Genomic DNA, 16530 nt, shown 5'->3' on the forward strand with positions numbered 1-16530 from the left:
GCGCGCAACGGGTTGCGGCTCGCGCGAGCCCGGGGCGAGGCGAGCCATGGGGTGCACGCCGGCTGACGTGTGTGATCAACCGTCCCTCGATGGTCGGAACGCGATCGCGTGCACCGACGCGGCGACGTCCGGCCAGTGCGGGTCGGCGGAATCGGTGGGAAAGCCGAGCAGGGGACCGAGGCGTTTCCAGGCGTGCGGGTGGTTGCGTTGGTAGGCGAGCAAGGTCCGCTGGGTCTCGTCGGCGTCGAGGAGACGGTGGCGTGGCCGCGGCCAGCGCTGCCCGCCGACGCGCACCTCGATGGCGGGTGCGGCCAGCAGGTTGCGGTACCAGTCGGGACCGGGACCCCACGCCGCGACGACGACTATCTCTGGGGTGGCCGGGTCGAATCGAACCGTCTCGACGACCACCTCGCGCCGGGCGCCCGTGCGCCGGCCCAGATGTGCGATGTAGGTCAGCCGCCGGCCCGCGAGCCGGCCCAACCTCATCCGGTACAGCCAGATGGGCGCGCGCAGCAGGGCGCGCAGCAGTCCGGTCGGCTTGCGGTCGGTGATGGCCATCGTGCCTCCTCGGTACGTCGTCATCCCGCGGCGGAGTCGTCGCGGACGAGCCGGGTGAGCACGGGTGTCACGGCGTCGGCGGTGATGCCCGCGTCGAGCGCCCGGTGCAGGAGCAGGCCGTCGACGGCCGCGGCGAGCACGACGGCGGTGCCCTCCGGGTCCGCGACCTCCTGTGCTCGCAGCCAGGTCGTGAACTCCGCGCGGAGGTCGTCGAGAACGCTCGCGACCGCCTCACGCAGCGCCCGGTCCCGGGTCGCGGCGAGGTAGGTCTCGACGAACATCCTCGATGCCGGATCGCGGCCGGTGTACTCGTCCAACGACGCCATCAGCAGGCGCACCGCGTCCGCCGGTGTGCCCGCGGCGGCGAGCAGCGGCCGCACCGCCGCGGTGACCTCGCGCATCGTGTCGACGGCTGCCTCGGTGAGCAGAGCGTGCAGCGAGGCGAAGTGGTAGTGCACGAGGCCCGGGCCCACACCGGCCCGCTCGGCCAGGGTCCTGGTGCTGACCGCGGACCAGCCGCGCTCCCCGATCAGGGCGGCCGCCGCCTCGAGTAGGCGCGCTCGGACCTCGCGACCTCGCTCAGCAGATGTGGGCATGTCATCCTCTGCGGTACTGTGCAATTGCCTTGGGCGAATGCCCAATAGCATAGCAGCGATCGTGACGGGAGGGTGCGACGTGCGGGATACGCGGATCCATCCGTTGCCGGACGGGCGTGACCTGGCCGATCTGGAGGGCGGCGATCCGGATGGATTTCCGGTGCTCTACGTCCACGGCACGCCGGGCAGCCGCCTGGAAGGAGCGTTCGCCGAAGCCGCCGCACGCGCCCAGCGATTCCGGTTGATCGCGGTGGACCGACCGGGATTCGGGCGCTCCACGTATCAGCGCGGCCGCACGTTCGCGGACTGGCCGGCTGACGTGACCTCGCTGGCGGACGCCCTGGGGGCGGGTGGGGGAGTTCGGCGTCGCCGGGCATTCCGGCGGCGGTCCGCACTTGTTCGCGTGCGGGGTGCTGCCGCCGGAGCGGCTGCGGTTCATCGGCGCGCTCGCGCCGGTGGCGACGCCGCGGATCATGGCGGGTCTCGAGCAACTCGACCGGGCCTACGCACGGTTGGCCCGGCGCGTGCCGTGGGCGATGCGGGTGTCGTTCGCGCCGCTGGGCTGGTGTGCGAAGTACTGGCCGCGAGTGTTCTTCTCGCTCATGGCATCGGCCGTGTCCACCCCGGACCGGGAGGCGCTCGAGTCCGGCGGCGCGCACGAGGCGCTGATCGCCTACCGCTCCTGGGAGGTACCTGCGGCGAACCATCCCGGACGTCGACGTCCAATGGATCGTGGGCTCCGGTCATTTCGCGGTGTCCACTTGGGACGAAATCCTCGCCGCCTGCGCGGCCGACACCAGATAGGGAGAACACCGATGAAAGTCGTGATCTGCGGTGCCGGGATCACCGGTCTCACGCTGGCGAACCGGTTGCCGGCGCTCGGCGCCGAGGTCGTGTTGCTCGAGCGGGCCGCCGGTCCGCGCGATCAGGGTTACATGATGGACTTCTTCGGACCGGGCCTGGACGCGCTGGAGGCGATGGGACTGATGCCAGCCGTCGAGGAGGAGTCCTACCACATCGAGGAGGCGAGCCTGGTCGACGAAGAAGGGCGGCGGCGTGCCGGGGTGCGACTCGCGCAGTTCGCGAACGGTCGGTTGCTCGACATCATGCGGCCCGACCTCGAGCGTGTGCTGCGTGACCACCTTCCGCCGCGGGTCGACCTGCGCTTCGGCACCGGCCCAGTGCGAGTGGCCGAGCGTGATGGCGGCGTGCGGGTGGAACTGGACGGCGGCGATATGCTCGACGCCGACCTACTCGTCGGCGCGGACGGCATCCACTCGACGGTTCGCCGCCTGGTGTTTGGCGACGAAGCGCGCTTCGTCCGCCACCTCGGCTTCCACACCGCCGCATTCGTCGTCGACGCCCCGGACATCCATGCCGTCGTGCAGAACCGGGTTCATCTCACCGACTCGGTCGGCTGCCAGATGGGCTTCTACGGTCTGCGCGACGGCCGGGTCGCGACGTTCGCCGTGCACCGGAGCACGGACACCGCGCTGCCGCACGACCTCCGCGCCGCGGTGCGGGCCGCCTATGCCGGGCTGGGCTGGGTCGTGCCCATGGCGCTCGACCGGTGCCCGCCGTCGGCGGAGATCTACTACGACCTGGTCGCGCAGATCGAGATGCCGCGCTGGAGCCGGAGACGGGTGGCCCTCGTGGGCGACGCCTGCTACGCGGTGTCGCTGCTCGCCGGCCAGGGCGCATCGCTCGGTGTGGCGGGGGCGTTCGTACTCGCCGACCAGCTGGCCCGGGCACCGTCAATCGACGCCGCGCTGGCCTCCTACGAGCGGCTGTGGCGACCGGTGGCCGAGGACAAGCAGCGGGCCGGCCGGGCCGGCGCGCGGTGGTTCCTGCCGGCCACCCCCGGACAGCGGCGGATCCGGCGCGCCGCGCTGCGGATGGCGCGGTTGCCCGTGCTCGACCGTCTCGTCGCGGCTATCGTGGCCGGCAAGTCCACCGCACTCATCAGAAACCTGCGGGACAGCGCGTCGCACCCGGTCACCGAGCGGGAGAGTGGAGAACGGTGACGTACGTGCGACGGCGCGGGCACTCGGCGGCGGGTAGCTCAGTGCGCCTCAACGGGAATCGAGGTGTACCCGGCGACGAGCGGGTCGGCACTTTCCGAACCGAGGTCGGTGGTCGGCGCCCTATCATGCGAGCCCGTGGGGCGATGGGAGCGTCGGGGCAACGACCTGGCACAGGCGATCGAGGACCGGGCGGACGTTCCGGTTCTCGTCGCCGCGTTGATGTCGGTGCCCGCGGTGTTCCTCACCATGACCAGCGGCATCTGGGCCATCGTCGGCGCGGTGCTGAACACGGCCTCAGGCGTGACGCTGATCGGCGAGTCGGTGCTGCTGCTTCTGGTCAGCCGCGAGCGGCTCAGATGGATTCGCGAACACCGGGCCGAGCTCATGCTCGCGGTGGCGACGGTGCCCGCTGTGGTGCTGGTCGTGGGACCGGTGCAGATCTTTCGCCTGGTCATCTTCCTCTCCGCGGTCCGGCTCCTGAGGGTACGACGCATCCTGGGCGCCGCGGACGTGATCAGTCGGCGGGCTCGCCTGTCGCGCCGCCATCGCAAGCTCGTTCTCCTGGCCGTCACCGGCATCGCGGCGGTGTTCGTGGCCGTAGTGCTGTTCGACCCGAGGTCGCCCAGCCACCGGGTGGCCGACTGGATGGCCCGGCACCTCGGCCTGGCGCCGACGGTCGTCACAGTCCTGCTCGTAGTGATCATCGTGATCGGTGCGTGGCTGCTCGAGCGGGCATACTGGCTCATCGCCTACCTCGTGCAGCGCCGCGGGAACAAGGCTGTGCCCGCCGAGGAGTGAGCCCACGGCCTCCTAGCGCAGCGACTGTGTCGGTCGCGATACGGTCCGGGTTGGCCGTCGATCGTGGGAGGCGCGATGACCGAGCAGCCCGAACCGCCGGACATGGATTTCGAGGAGGTCTACCGCGACCGAGCCGACGGCAGGGGTGTCCCGTGGGACATCGGGGAGCCGCAGCCGGCGCTCGCCGAGCTGGTGGACATGGGCTGGTGCCGCGGGCGAATCCTCGACATCGGTTGTGGCACCGGGGAATTGGGCCTGGCGCTCGCCGCTCGGGGGCACTCGGTCACCGGTGTCGATCTGGCGTCGAGTGCTATCGCGCGGGCGCGGCACAAGGCGGCGGAGCGCGGACTGGAGGTCGAGTTCGTCGTCGCGGACGCCACCGAGCTGGGCTATGACGGGTCGTTCGACACCGTGGTGGACAGCGGACTGCTGCACTGCTTGCGGCCCTCGGCGCAGCGGCGGTACCTGGAGGTGCTAGGCCGGATCTGCCGGCCGGGTGGTCGGGTGGCCGTGCTGTGCTTTGCCGACGTGCCCCGCGCACGTACCCCGGACCGCGGCCGGCTCACCGAACGCGGGTTGCAGGAGCTGTTCACCGATGGCTGGGACGTCGAGGCGCTCGAGGCCGCCGAGATCGTCGGCTTGCTCGGCGACGGTCTCGGTGAGATGAGCGCCTGGCCCCGGGACAGCAAGGGACGCACTCCGATGACCGGTTGGCGACTCCGGGCCGGCCGCGCCGAGGCACGCCCTCGGTGAAGATCGTCTTCGCGGTGTAGGTGGCGTTACGCTGAGGTACATGTACCGGCCGGGGTGGTGGAACTTCCTACTGGGTCTGCGACCGGTGCAGCGCATGGTGACGCAGGAGATCAGCGAGGCCGTGGACCGGGCGTTCGAGCGGTCCGCGGAGGGCCGGCGCGCGATGCGGCGGGCGGCGGACCGGCGCGAGGCCGCACTCGAGCGGGAGGCCACCAAGCTGCGGCAGGACATCGCCGTCCTCGCCAGCCGGGCCGTCGAGTCGGAACGTCGCACGGCCGAGGTGGCGCGCCGGGCGGCCGAGTTGAAGCGCCACGTCGCCTCTCTCCGCGACGAGAACGAGCGCCTCTCGGCGGAGAATGCCGACCTGACTCGACGAAGTGAAGTCCTCCGAAAGCGTGCGACCGCCCGGGACGCCCGCCGCTGGGCCGACATTCTGAGCCCGGAGAACGTCCCGGTCCGCCAGCACGCCGGCGGTTCGGACTCCGGCGCCGAATGCGACGTGTTCGCCTGCCTGGACTGCGGCTCGATGCTGATCCTGCAAGCCCCGGCCGACGACGAGCCCAGCTGGCACCGCCCAACCGGCGAGGGCTGCGACACGTGCGCCGACCTCCCGTGCTCGCGGCCTCCCGGGCGGTCCGTCGCAGAACCACCCGCGGTGGTGGAAACGGACCTGCCGGTGCCGGGCACACGCGAGGAACGCGTGGACATCGCCGCGGAACTGGTGGCGGGCCTGGCGAAGAACTCTCCCGTCGAGGTAGCGGCCGACGCGTATGCCAAGAAGGCGGCGGCGCTCACCCGCGACGTGCTGGAGCGAATCTCGCCAACGCAATCCTCGAGCCTCGACACCGTGGCCGGCGGCCTGGACAAGGTCTCGGACACGGTGCGATCGGGCATCGCGTGGTGCGGCACGGAGTTGTTGGGCATGCCGGACTTCCTCGGCAAAGTCCTAGGCCACGTCGTGTCGGAGTTGGTCACGGATCCCCTGCACTTGAAGGAGGTGGCCCGAGCAATTCGCGTGGTCGACACGGTCGCGTGCGCCCTGGAGGGCGACCTGAGCAAGTGCGCGAGCCTCCGCCACCTGGCGATCATGGATCTGGGCCAGGCCGAGTTGGCCGATTATCTGAAAGAGATCGCCAAGGACCCCGAGCTGGCCTACCAACTGAACGAGATCACCAAAGACCTGGCCGAAGTCAACCTGGCCGAACGCCTCAAGGAAGCCCTGGTCGCGGCGATAGCCCTACACAAACCAACCGAACTGGCCAAACCAGTAGAACAACCCGCCCCGGTCAGGAAACCAGACCGCTGGTTCAAGCCCGAACCACCGGACGTCGACGGCCCCGCGCGACGGTGGCCCGGACGCGGCGTGCTCGGCCTCTAACGCTCGGCCGTGGCATGGACAGTCTACGTCGAATAGACACATTGGACACTGCCAGTTGGACACTGCCAGCCATGGCGGGGACGCGGAGTTCGGTGTCAGGCCGGGTCTCCGTCCGGTCGGCACGGCGGGTCGTAGGGGAGGTCCGGTAGGTAGGTGTGCCATTCGCGTTCGGTGATGGATCACCGGTCCGGGCGCAGACGTCGTCGGTGTCCCACAACCAGGTCCAACCGTCGATGACGCTGGCCGCCAGCAAATCCTTGGCCGGGTGAAAGGTCAGCTCGAAGATCCGGCGTGCCGGACCGGTGAGCGATCACCATGCCGTCCACACCACCGACCGCGTGTCGGTCGCCGGCCGCGAGCGCGGACAACGCCAGCGCGTAGACGGTCGCGCGCGAGGACACCGGCGGCAGCGTCCCGGCGCGGGTGAACCGCTTTCCCGACCGGGTGAGCAGCCGGACTCCGGCCCCGGCCGCGAACCCCGGTGCCCTGCCCGACGCCGGGACGCTCCTGCGGCGCGTCAACGACAACTTGCGTGCCAACGACATGCCCACCGTGGCCATGCTCGAGGTCTGCGACGAGACACGGTCGATGCCGTTGGGCGCCACGGGAAAGGTGCTCAAGCGCCTGCTGCGGGAGCGCTACGCGCTGGCCGACGGTTCGCGGGCGGCGGCCAGGACGCCCACCGCGCATTTCGACGACATGACCTTCAACCACGCACCGGGCCAGGCATTGTTCTCGGCCATGCTGCCGTTCTTGCCCGACCCGCCCGCCGGCCGCGACCAGGTCTATGTCGTCCTGCCGTGGCGACCGCGGTGGCGGCTGCCGGCCATCGGCGTGCTCTTCGTGATCGCCGCCGTCGGTACCGCAACCAGCACCGAGGAGGACACCGCCGGCGGCGTCCTCGGCATGATCGGCCGCCTGGGGCTGCTGGCCGTCATCCTGCTGGCCTACTACCTGCGTGGTTCCCGAGTGGTCGCCGTCGACGTGCACACCGCCCGCGGCCTGCGCAAGGCCCGCTCGACCTGCTACCTGGCGGCGATCGGCGCGGCGGTCGGTCTCATCGTCCTGTACAGCATCGGCTTCTGACGCCGGGAGAGATTGCTGGCGGGATTCCCGCAGGGAGCGAAGCGGTACCGGTCAGGCGATGCCGACGATCCGGTTCGTGTCCGAGTGCCAGGCGACGATCGCACCGGGTGCGAGTTCGAGTTCCGGATACTCACAGTACTGGTCGGCGTCGTGCCGTCCGAAGTGGATATTCGCACGCCGCGGTGGCGCACCATCCCACGGCGCGATCGACACCATGTTGCGGCACGCGTTCTCAGTGCTGAACCACTGGCCGAACCCGACGACCAGTTCGCCGGTGAACCACCGTTCCGAGGGGCCCCGCACGGATATCTCCCCAACCGCGCGGCTGCTTCCGGTGACGATCGTGGTGATCGTGTACGCGTCCGACACGGAGCCTTTTCCGGTCACCAGCCATTCCTTCGTGAACTCGACGATTTCGCCGGTCGGGAGCGCGGTGGCATCGAGGAGGACGTCACCGGTAGCCGCATCGGCCAGAAACCGGTCCTCCGCACCGGTTTCACTGTCGGTCCAACCGAAGGAGACGGCCGACCCGTCCGACGCCAGCTCGAGGAACTGGTCGATGTTCCAGCCGGGGCTGGTCCAGAAGTCTCCGTCGGGACCGCTGCCCTTTTGCGCGAGGGCGGGAACCTGCCGTTCGATGCTCCACCGCTCGGCACCGGTACGATCGTCCAGCGCGAGCAGTGTGACTGTGACGGTGACGTTCTCACTGCGCGGCTCCTTCGGTCCGCAGACCAACCCGAACAACACGACATCACGCCCGACCATCGGCTTGCCGGCCACGTCGCCGAATCGGCAGGTTTGCGGCTTTCGGTACTCCCACAGGCGCTCGCCGCTGCGCAGGTCGTAGCCGCGGAACAGGCCTTCGTCGGGGTTACCGCCGAGCAGAACCCGGTTGGTCATCTCCATTCGAATCCCGCGGAACACGCCGCCTTCGGTGACTTCGTCGAAGCCGGCCTCCTCGCCGGTCATGGCATCCAGGCTGATGACCCTGACGCCTTCCACGTCCTCCACGGAGGAGTAGAAGCTGACCAGGAGAAACCTGCCGTCGGGACTGACGCCGAGCCCACTGGTACGAGATCCGGTGCGGCGGTAGTGCCAGCGTTCCTTGCCTGTCGTGCCATCGATGGCGATCACGCCGTCGACGACCCGCACGGCCACGCCGGCACCGGCGGTAACCACCTCGTTCACCCGCTGGCCTTCCGGGGCCTCCCATGCCCAGGCCTGCCTGTGCGGGTCGGTCGGCACCGCGGCGGGCCGCACCGTGGCGGCGGTCGTGACGTCCAATGGCCCAATGTGGACAACGACAAGGGAGGCCAGCACGGCGACGGCGACGACCAGCACGCCGGCACCGGCCCCGACAAGCCTCCGGCGCACGGTGGGCCCGGCAACTGCTCCTGGTGGGCTGAGCACCGCAAGCAGCAGCGCCGCGCAGAGCATCGCGGTGAACCCGATGGCGAACAGCATCGGTCCGAGCACCGGCAACCCGCTGGACAGGTTCTCCGAGGCGTCCCCGAACGACCACCACGCCGGCCAGGCCAGAGCGGCGACCAGCAGCACGCACCAGCGGCGAAGACCGCGCCAGTGAGCTGGGTCAGCGCGGCCACGCAACGCGGCGACGGCGAGCGCCACCAGAAGTATCGCCAACACCACCACCATGGCCGTCAGCCACCCCGGCCGCCGCGGCACGGCAGGCTCCCGCGGCAGAAACATCGCGACGATCACCGCGCTCGACCCGAGCACCAGCAGCGTCGCCGCCACCCAGCGCAGCATGCCTGCGAGCGGGGCCGGCGCCGGCTCCACGCTGGGCTCGGTCACCGGTGCGTCATCCTGATCCATGGCCGTCCCCCTGGGTCGCATCGGGATCGCGACCCGTATGACCAGACGATCAACCGGGACGTTCCCCTCGGCTCGCTGAAGAATTCCTGAAGGTGTCAGCGCGCGGTGCGCAACCAGTCGAGGACCACCGTCGCCGTCCAGGATTGTTGCCCGCTGCCACGGGGCTCGCCAGTCGGTTCATGCGGGGGCGTGTCATTCGTGGGGTTGGTCTCGGAGGAAGGCGAGTACGGCCGCGACCCTGCGGTGTACTGGCTGCTCGGCGAGTTCGAGCTTGCTGAAGATGGAGTTGACGTGTTTTTCCACGGTTGACGCGGACAGGTGCACTGCTTGCTCGATGCCGGCGTTGGTCTTGCCTTGGGCCATTTCGCGGAGCACGTCGAGTTCGCGTGGGGTCAGTGTGGCCAGTGGGGAGGGGGAGGTGCGGGTGCGTCTGGCGACAAGTGCTTCGACGATGAGTGAGTCGATCACCGAGCCGCCGCGGGAGACCTCGCGTAGCGCCCGGATCAGGTCTTCGACGTCGCCGAGTCGGTCCTTGAGCAGGTAGGCGAGGCCAGCCGTGCCGTCTCGGAACAGCGCGAAGGCGTAGCTCGCGTCGGTGTGCTGGGAGAGTACGGCCACGCCGGTACCGGGGTGTTCGGCCCGGATCGCGTGCGCGGCGTCGATGCCTTCCATGTGGTGACCGGGTGGCATCCGGATGTCGGTGAGGACAGCGTCCGGGCCTAGCCTGCGTACGGCGTCGCGCAGTTCGTCGGCGGTGCCGACCGCGGCCAGCACGTCCACGACGCCCGTGTCCTCCAGGAGTCTTCTGGTGCCCTCCCGGACGAGGTAGTTGTCCTCAGCGATCACCACCCGGAGCCGCTCAGCCATGGTGGGCCCCGATCGGGAGTTCGGCGTGCACCTTGGTGCCCGTGCCGGGGCTGCTGTCCACCTGTACGTGGCCACCGAGGGCCTCCACCCGGTCCCGCAGGTTGGTCAGCCCGTTGCCGTTGGCCTTGGCCGACGTGAAACCGACGCCGTCGTCACGCACCCGCACCACCACCTTTCCATCCTTTGTGGACAATCGGACGCCGGCCGTGCGCGCTGCGGCGTGTTTGACCACGTTGGTCAGTGCCTCACAGATCACGAAATATGCCGCACCTTCGATCTCGGTGCCGAGTCGCTGGTCGTACAGCGCCGGCTCGGCGTGCACACGCACGTTCAGTGGCATGCGGTCGGCTCGTGCCTGCACGGCGGCGACCAGTCCTTGGTCGCTGAGCACCGGTGGATGGACGCCGTGGGCGAGCTCGCGGAGGTCGGTGAGCAGTCCCTGGGCGTCGCGCTGCAGTTCGTCGAGCACCTCGTCGGTGGACCGGTCGCCGCGGTCGAGTTGGTTGCGGGCCAGCCGCAGCTTCATGATCAGGGCGACGACGTGCTGCTGGGCGCCGTCGTGGATGTTTCGCTCGATGCGGCGGCGCTCGGTGTCCTGTGCGGCGACGATCCTGCTCCTGGACCGAGCCAGCTCGTTGACCTGCTCGCCGAGTTGGGTGGTGAGCTGGGCGTTGGCGATCGCGGTGGCCGCCTGACCGGCCAGCGTGTCCAGCAGTTCTCGGTCTCCGGGCTGGTAGCCGCCGTCCTTGGGCCCGCATTCGATATGACCGACGACCTCGCCGCCTCGTTCGAGCCCGACCCGCAGCGCCGCGTCGCCGGAGCCGGACACCGTCCCGGCCACGACATCCACGCCGGGCAAGGTCACCCGCACCCACGGGGCCGCCAGCCCACGCCGCACCGTGTCGGCCAGATGCGGCAGCAGCTCGCCCAGCGCGACGGTCTGCTCGAGGCTCGCGCCGAACGTGGTGAGCAGCTTGTAGCGGTTCACCCGCTCACCGAACACCAGCCGGTCGGCCAGCCGCTCGAGCCGGCGGCGCAGCGGCTGGAACACGACGGCCGCGACGATCGTCAACACCACGGCCAGCTCCACCGGAATGGTGTCGCCCAGGGCCAGCCCGGGGGCGGCGGCCAACCCGAGGTACACCGCCGCGATGCCCAGCGACAACGCGCCGTACACCACCGACCGGCGGATCACCAGGTCGATGTCGTACAGCCGGTGCCGCAGGATCGCTACCACGATGATCACCGGGGTCAGGGACATCAGTACGGCCAGCACACCGGACAGCAGCTGCAGCCAGACCGGGTTCTCCGGCCCGTGCCGGGGTGTCAGCAGGAAGTGCGCCATATAGAGGGGGCTGATCGCGGCCAGCAGGTAAGCCACCAGCCGCATTCGTACCCGCTGCGCCTGGTCGGCACGAAGGAAGCGGGCGGCGAGGATCGCGACCAGGAGCAGGCCGCCGAGCTGGCCGGACAGCAACCATTCCAGCGGTTCGGCCAGCCAGTGCAGCCACGGCACCGCGAACGGACTGGCCATCCGTGGTGCATCCTCGAGCAGATGGGGCGCGAGCAGGTAGGTCATGGGCAACAAGGTGGGGCTGGCCAGCAACAGCAGCGGCGGCACAGCCACGTGCAGCCGTATCACCCACAACCCCCAGCGTTGCCACGGGCGCTCGATCGTCCCATCCGGAAACGACGCCAGTGCCAGCGCATTTGCGGTCACGGCGACAACACCCGTGAGCTGTAGAGCCAGGTTCGCCCACCAGAACCACGGTTCCGGATCGCCGCGGCCGGCGGCGGCGCGGAGAAGTCCCGCGGCGGCGAGGTTGACCGAATACGCGCTGCCAGCGACCAGCATCCTGCGGGCCTGCGGATGGTCCGGGCGCTTGAGCGCGACCCACGTCCCGACCAGATAGCCCGGCACCACACCGAAGACAAACCAGCCGAACGGGCCCAGCGCCTCGTGCGGGCCGTGCACGAAAGTCGCGTGCCGCTCAACGGTCGCGCGCCAGCCGGCGACGAGCAGCCCGACACCGCCGAGCGAGACCAGGGAGTAAAGGTTGACCCGCGACCACGTGGACACACCGGAATTGTCGACCGTGGCCGACCGGTTCGTCCACGAGGTGAACCTCGCCCCCACCACGGGGCTGTCCTCCAGTGTGTCGTGCGCCCGCACCGCGTTCCCGCCCGATCCGGACGTCATTAGCGTCACCCCTATGCAACGGCGCACGTCACCAACCAGTACGACACCGCCAACAGGTCGCTGGAGGTGGGAGATGGCTGTGCGACAAGGGAGTTCGCGGCTTCTCCTCGCCGCGTCGGCCCTTCGGGGTCGTGGGCGGCTGACCGGTCGTCGTCCGGATCGCGACCGGATTCCGACGCTGGCCGATCCGGAGTATTGGTCGATCGTCGTCATCGACATGGCCGGCTCGGGCCGGTGGGACGACCGTGCTCAACTACACGCACGGGCAGCGCTCGACGAGCTGGTCCGGGCCGCCTTTCGTGCCGCGGACATCGCCTGGCACACACTCGTGGTCGAGGACCGCGGCGATGGCATGATCATGCTCGTCCCGGCCGCGGTATCCAAAGTAGACATTTTCGACCCGGTGGTTCCGTCACTCTGCGCCGCCCTGCGCGAACACAACTCGACGACCGGCCGGGCTCCGCGCATCAGGTTGCGGGTCGCGGTACACGCCGGCGAGGTGCTCCGCGGCCGCTTCGGCTGGGTCGGTACGGACCTGAACCTGACCTGCCGACTGGTCAACAGCCAACCGCTCTACCGGGAGCTCGTGCGCCGTCCACATGCCGACCTGGTTCTCGTCGTCTCCGACATGATCCACCAAACCGTTGTGCGGCACGGCCATCGCGGCATCGACCCGTCCAGATACACGCCCGTCCACGTCATGGCCAAGGAAGTCGACACTCGGGCCTGGGTCCACACTCCGGGCACAATGACAACCAGCCGAACCCAAAGGCTCACCCAGCGATTCCGCGGTCACCAGTGAGGTCCTCCGCGATGCGGTCGGCGATGCTCGCGCGGCCGAAGCTGTCGCGGCGGTACCGGGTCGTCCGACCGTGTCTACTTTCGACACTACAAGTGCGACGCCTGGTTCACGGCGGCGAGGAGGGATCGTGCGGCATCCGTGGCGGTGTAGAGCACGTTGTGGCCGTCCTGGCGGCGGGTGACCAGGCCGTCTGAGCAGAGACGGTTCAGGTGGTAGGACACCGTGGCGGGGCTGAGCTGATGCCGGGTGGCCAGTTCCGAGGTCGACCGTGGTGGGTCGAGGTCCGCCAGCAGTGCGACCCGGCGGGCGCCCAGCACCGATGCGCCCAGCACTTGGGATGGGGACGACCAGACGGCGCCTCGGCCGCGGGCGGGGTAGCCCAGCAGGACGTCTGTGGGAGTTCCGTTCCACACGGCGGGCCACGGCAGGAACACTGACGGCGTCAGGACCGGGCCGGGCGCCGCTTCCAGCGTCAGGTCGTGGGTGGTCTGTCTCGTCAGCCGCGTGCCGTCCCAGTGCAGGGTCGGGTGCAGGTCACCGAGGATCTCGGCGAAGCCGAGCCGCGCGGCGCGGGCGGCGCGGTGCCGGACGTCCTCATCGAGAACCCGCCGCAGCGCCGGCCACGAGTCGGCGAGCGTGGCTTGCCAGCAGCGGTGCAGTTGCTCCGCCGCGGTCTCGGCGACGGCGCGCTCGCCGCCGCGGTCGAGCACACGGGCGACCGCGTTCGGCAGCGGGTCGGACGGGAAAGCCCTCGTCAGGTGTCGCCGCACGGTGTCGGCCGGCGTGGTCGCGACCGCGGCCAGGTCGTCGTCCAGCGTCGGTTCGTAGGTAGCGGGCAGGGGCACCAGGAAGTCCGGCACGTAGGCGGAATCGTGTTCGACCAGGGCGTGGATCAGCGACACCTCGTCAACGTCGAGGCGATGGCGAGTGGTGTCGACCCACCGCCGGGCGAAGGGTGCTCGGCTGGGGTGGGTCAACACTTCCAGCGCGCAGGACAGCTCCGCGAGCCGGGACAGGGCGAACCGGGAGCGGGTCAGCTGTCCGGGATCGACCCACACGGTCAGCATGACCGAGCTCCCTGGGGATTCGATGTTCTTCGAATCGCTCGCACCGGCCCAGCACCCCTGATCGACTCTTCGCACCGGAGTATCGCAGACGGCACGAGGAGGGAGTCGAACCATGAACGGTGTGCGAAGGCGTACGTTGCTGCTCGGCGGCATGACCGTGGGACTGGCCGTGGCTGGAGGTGGCATGTCCGCCGCCGCGTCCGCACCGCTGTCCGGGCAGGCGACCATGCGGGTCGGCCGGTTTGAGATCGTCGCGCTGCTCGACGCCAGCGGTCCCTTCTTCCGCACCGCCGGTGAGGCGTTCACCGGGGCCACCGGACGGGACTGGGCGCGCGCCCGGCGGGTCGACCCGGACGCCTTCGGCCCGGGCGACGCCTGGAACCTGGACTTCCGGTGCTTCGCGATTCGCCTTCCCGCCGGTGGCGTCGCGCTCGTCGACGCCGGGGTCGGACCGGCCGGCAGCCCGGCGTCCGCGTGGGCGCCGGTGCCGGGGCATCTTCTGGAACGCCTGGCAGAGGCGGGCATCGACCGCGCGGAGGTCCGGCTGGTGGTGCTGACCCATCTGCACGAGGACCACTTCGGCTGGTCGGTGTCACCGGACGGAGTGCCATATTTCCCGAACGCCCGGTACGTGATCCAGCGGAGGGAGATCCGTGCCCTGGAGGAAGCCGGCGACGAGGTCGTGCTGCCCTACGTCGTAGAGCCGTTGCGACGCAGCGGGCAGCTGGATCGGGTGGACGGTGAGGTATGCCTCGCACGTGGCGGCGCCGGCACCGTGTCCACGATCCCGACGCCCGGCCACACCCCGGGCCACCAGTCCGTTCTGGTGCGCGAGCCGTGGCGGCAGATCGTCATCACCGGCGATGTCCTCGTGCACGCCGTGCAGCTGGTCGCCCCCGGCGTCGGCTACGAGTTCGAGTCGGACCAAGAAACCGCACGCCACACCCGACGGGCACTGCTCGACGAAGCGGACCGGATGCCGACCTGGCTGGCGACCGCACACCTCACCACGCCCTTCGTCTGGGCGAACGGGCACGTGGGCCTGAAGCGCTGAGCGGGATCGGACCCTGTGCCCCGGCACAGGGTCGATCTCCTTGCCGGCGAAGGGCGCCACAAGACCGGGAATCCCGTGCTCGGGCACAGAGCGTCGCGCCGGATACGGCGTTGGCCTCGACGCATGGCGGCACTGCCACTGGCTGGCAACGACGCGAGCATGGGGGAGACTGCCGCGCTGCGTGGCTTTGTCGCGGCATATCCGCGCTCATGGTGCACCGTCGTACCCGTCTGTGCTCCATCACGGTCGTGGAGCCCAGGCGGCGATTTCGGCGATGGCGTCGAGCATCTCGTCGTTGAATTGGCCGGTGCCGTAGGTGTCGCTGATGTCCCGGAACCTGCGGGCGGCAGTCCTGCCACGGAACTCCACCCACGAGACCGCGAGCACGGCGATGTTCCCGTCGCCAAGAGCGAAGAGCATCCGGTTGAGCCGCTGGCACGGTGTGCGCGCCAAGAACTCTCGCACCTGACCGACGGAGTGCGTGACGCATTCCGCGTACTGTTCGGCGTGGTTCTTGAGGGAGCGTAGGCACATGCGTCGCCAGGCGGCGAGCGCCGCCGCCCTGGCGACAACGACTTGCGCACCTTTGCGCGGACCGGGATCAGAACCCCCACCGGCACCACCGATTCGTCTACTCACGTCAAAGAAACCCTCGAACGGCCTATTCAGGGCACGCGGGTCTGATGGACCAGTTGGGTTCTTCGAGCCAGTGCTGGATGACGTCGCGGTTGAGTTTGGCATATCATTAGTTGGCTATTTCGTCGAGTGCGATGCAGCAGCGGCAACGGGGTTCTCCCTGGTCGCCGCCCGGCCGTACGACGACCTGACCGGTGGCGCCATCCTCCCCAGCCCCGACGACCTGACGGGTGCGAGACCCGACGACTCGTCGATAACGGCCGCACGGTGCCGCGACTCGTCGTAAAGTCGGACATCGCAAGCGTGAATCAACCGTGTGGGAGCTTCGATGTCCGATCCGCTGTCGGCCACCGAGCGGATGGTCGACGACTGGCAGCGCGGCGCCAACCAGAAGGCGGAACGGTTCCAGCAGCTGGCCGACCGGGTTGAGCAGGTCAGCATCACCGAGTCGGTCGCCGGTGGCGCGGTAAGTGTGACCGTCGGGCACAACGGGCTGCCGACCGACGTGAGCATGACCGAGCGGGTCCGGCAGATGAGCCCGGACGAGATCGCGGCCAACGTCATGGCCGCGATCCGCAAGGCCCAGTCGCGGTACCCGGAACGGCTGGCGGAGATCGTCGCCGACACGGTGGGGGAGGACGACCCGGCCTCGCAGCACATCATGGCCAAAGCACACGAAACCTTTCCGCCGCCCGAGGAGTCGGAGGAGGAACCGACCGAGGACGAGCCGCTGCGGTTCTCCGACGGCGACACCGAGGACACCGGCGGTGACCAGCCGCCACCACCCCGACGCTCGCCGCCGCGGCGGCCCATGCCCGGGCAGGTCGAGGACGACGAAGACGACGACGGGTCGATCTTCCGAGGCTGAGGGGGCA

General features: G+C 69.7%; 17 protein-coding genes. 10 read left to right on the top strand and 7 right to left on the bottom strand.

The window, feature by feature from the left end; translation table 11 throughout:
• Window positions 1-75 precede the first annotated feature (75 nt).
• Both ACRDTB_RS06325 and ACRDTB_RS06330 read right to left on the bottom strand, forming a co-directional pair.
• Complete coding sequence (locus ACRDTB_RS06325; protein ID WP_431429016.1) at window positions 76-558, bottom strand: nitroreductase family deazaflavin-dependent oxidoreductase; 483 nt, start codon at window positions 556-558, stop codon at window positions 76-78.
• Window positions 559-578: 20 nt separating this feature from the next.
• Entirely contained in the window at window positions 579-1154 is a 576-nt protein-coding gene (locus ACRDTB_RS06330; RefSeq protein ID WP_431429017.1) for a TetR/AcrR family transcriptional regulator, read from the bottom strand.
• Between the two features lie 815 nt (window positions 1155-1969).
• Here ACRDTB_RS06330 and ACRDTB_RS06335 point away from each other — a divergent pair.
• The 5 genes from ACRDTB_RS06335 (at window position 1970) to ACRDTB_RS06355 (ending at window position 7193) form a co-directional block, all read left to right on the top strand.
• The gene (locus ACRDTB_RS06335) at window positions 1970-3178 is read left to right on the top strand and encodes an FAD-dependent monooxygenase (protein ID WP_431429062.1); all 1209 of its coding nucleotides are present in this window, start codon (window positions 1970-1972) and stop codon (window positions 3176-3178) included.
• 135 nt (window positions 3179-3313) lie between these two features.
• Window positions 3314-3976, top strand: coding sequence for a hypothetical protein (locus ACRDTB_RS06340; protein WP_431429018.1), 663 nt, complete (start codon window positions 3314-3316; stop codon window positions 3974-3976).
• A gap of 75 nt (window positions 3977-4051) precedes the next feature.
• Window positions 4052-4729: a class I SAM-dependent methyltransferase gene (locus ACRDTB_RS06345; RefSeq protein ID WP_431429019.1), complete on the top strand. Its 678-nt coding sequence runs from the start codon at window positions 4052-4054 to the stop codon at window positions 4727-4729.
• Window positions 4730-4769: 40 nt separating this feature from the next.
• Window positions 4770-6107, top strand: a complete 1338-nt coding sequence (locus ACRDTB_RS06350) for a hypothetical protein (RefSeq protein WP_431429020.1) — start codon at window positions 4770-4772, stop codon at window positions 6105-6107.
• Window positions 6108-6530: 423 nt separating this feature from the next.
• Window positions 6531-7193, top strand: coding sequence for a hypothetical protein (locus tag ACRDTB_RS06355; protein ID WP_431429021.1), 663 nt, complete (start codon window positions 6531-6533; stop codon window positions 7191-7193).
• Window positions 7194-7244: 51 nt separating this feature from the next.
• Here ACRDTB_RS06355 and ACRDTB_RS06360 read toward each other — a convergent pair whose 3' ends face one another.
• Window positions 7245-8534, bottom strand: coding sequence for a PQQ-binding-like beta-propeller repeat protein (locus ACRDTB_RS06360; protein WP_431429022.1), 1290 nt, complete (start codon window positions 8532-8534; stop codon window positions 7245-7247).
• 109 nt (window positions 8535-8643) lie between these two features.
• Here ACRDTB_RS06360 and ACRDTB_RS06365 point away from each other — a divergent pair, with 109 nt between their 5' ends.
• Together ACRDTB_RS06365 and ACRDTB_RS06370 are read left to right on the top strand one after the other, a co-directional pair.
• Window positions 8644-8778, top strand: coding sequence for a hypothetical protein (locus ACRDTB_RS06365; RefSeq protein WP_431429023.1), 135 nt, complete (start codon window positions 8644-8646; stop codon window positions 8776-8778).
• A 69-nt stretch (window positions 8779-8847) separates the two neighbouring features.
• Entirely contained in the window at window positions 8848-9024 is a 177-nt protein-coding gene (locus tag ACRDTB_RS06370; RefSeq protein ID WP_431429024.1) for a hypothetical protein, read from the top strand.
• A gap of 197 nt (window positions 9025-9221) precedes the next feature.
• On the opposite strand, the gene ACRDTB_RS06375 is transcribed toward ACRDTB_RS06370, so the two are convergent.
• Window positions 9222-9896 (bottom strand): response regulator, encoded by a 675-nt coding sequence (locus tag ACRDTB_RS06375; RefSeq protein ID WP_431429025.1) that lies wholly within the window; start codon window positions 9894-9896, stop codon window positions 9222-9224.
• The gene (locus ACRDTB_RS06380; protein WP_431429026.1) at window positions 9889-12096 is read right to left on the bottom strand and encodes a histidine kinase; all 2208 of its coding nucleotides are present in this window, start codon (window positions 12094-12096) and stop codon (window positions 9889-9891) included. Before ACRDTB_RS06380 ends, ACRDTB_RS06375 begins: the two co-directional genes overlap by 8 nt.
• A 73-nt stretch (window positions 12097-12169) precedes the next feature.
• On the opposite strand from ACRDTB_RS06380, the gene ACRDTB_RS06385 reads away from it, so the two are divergent.
• Entirely contained in the window at window positions 12170-12898 is a 729-nt protein-coding gene (locus ACRDTB_RS06385) for a hypothetical protein (RefSeq protein WP_431429027.1), read from the top strand.
• Between the two features lie 86 nt (window positions 12899-12984).
• On the opposite strand, the gene ACRDTB_RS06390 is transcribed toward ACRDTB_RS06385, so the two are convergent.
• Entirely contained in the window at window positions 12985-13965 is a 981-nt protein-coding gene (locus ACRDTB_RS06390) for a helix-turn-helix domain-containing protein (protein WP_431429028.1), read from the bottom strand.
• A 112-nt stretch (window positions 13966-14077) separates the two neighbouring features.
• On the opposite strand from ACRDTB_RS06390, the gene ACRDTB_RS06395 reads away from it, so the two are divergent.
• A complete protein-coding gene (locus tag ACRDTB_RS06395; protein WP_431429029.1) occupies window positions 14078-15019 on the top strand; it encodes an MBL fold metallo-hydrolase in 942 nt (313 codons plus the stop codon).
• A gap of 240 nt (window positions 15020-15259) precedes the next feature.
• Here ACRDTB_RS06395 and ACRDTB_RS06400 read toward each other — a convergent pair whose 3' ends face one another.
• On the bottom strand, window positions 15260-15472 hold the full coding sequence (locus ACRDTB_RS06400; protein ID WP_431429030.1) for a hypothetical protein: 213 nt from the start codon (window positions 15470-15472) through the stop codon (window positions 15260-15262).
• Window positions 15473-15983: 511 nt separating this feature from the next.
• Here ACRDTB_RS06400 and ACRDTB_RS06405 point away from each other — a divergent pair.
• On the top strand, window positions 15984-16523 hold the full coding sequence (locus ACRDTB_RS06405) for a YbaB/EbfC family nucleoid-associated protein (RefSeq protein ID WP_431429031.1): 540 nt from the start codon (window positions 15984-15986) through the stop codon (window positions 16521-16523).
• The last annotated feature ends 7 nt before the right edge of the window (window positions 16524-16530 follow it).

Origin of the sequence: Actinophytocola sp. (genome assembly GCF_050699935.1) — a bacterium.
Lineage (GTDB): Bacteria > Actinomycetota > Actinomycetes > Mycobacteriales > Pseudonocardiaceae > Actinophytocola.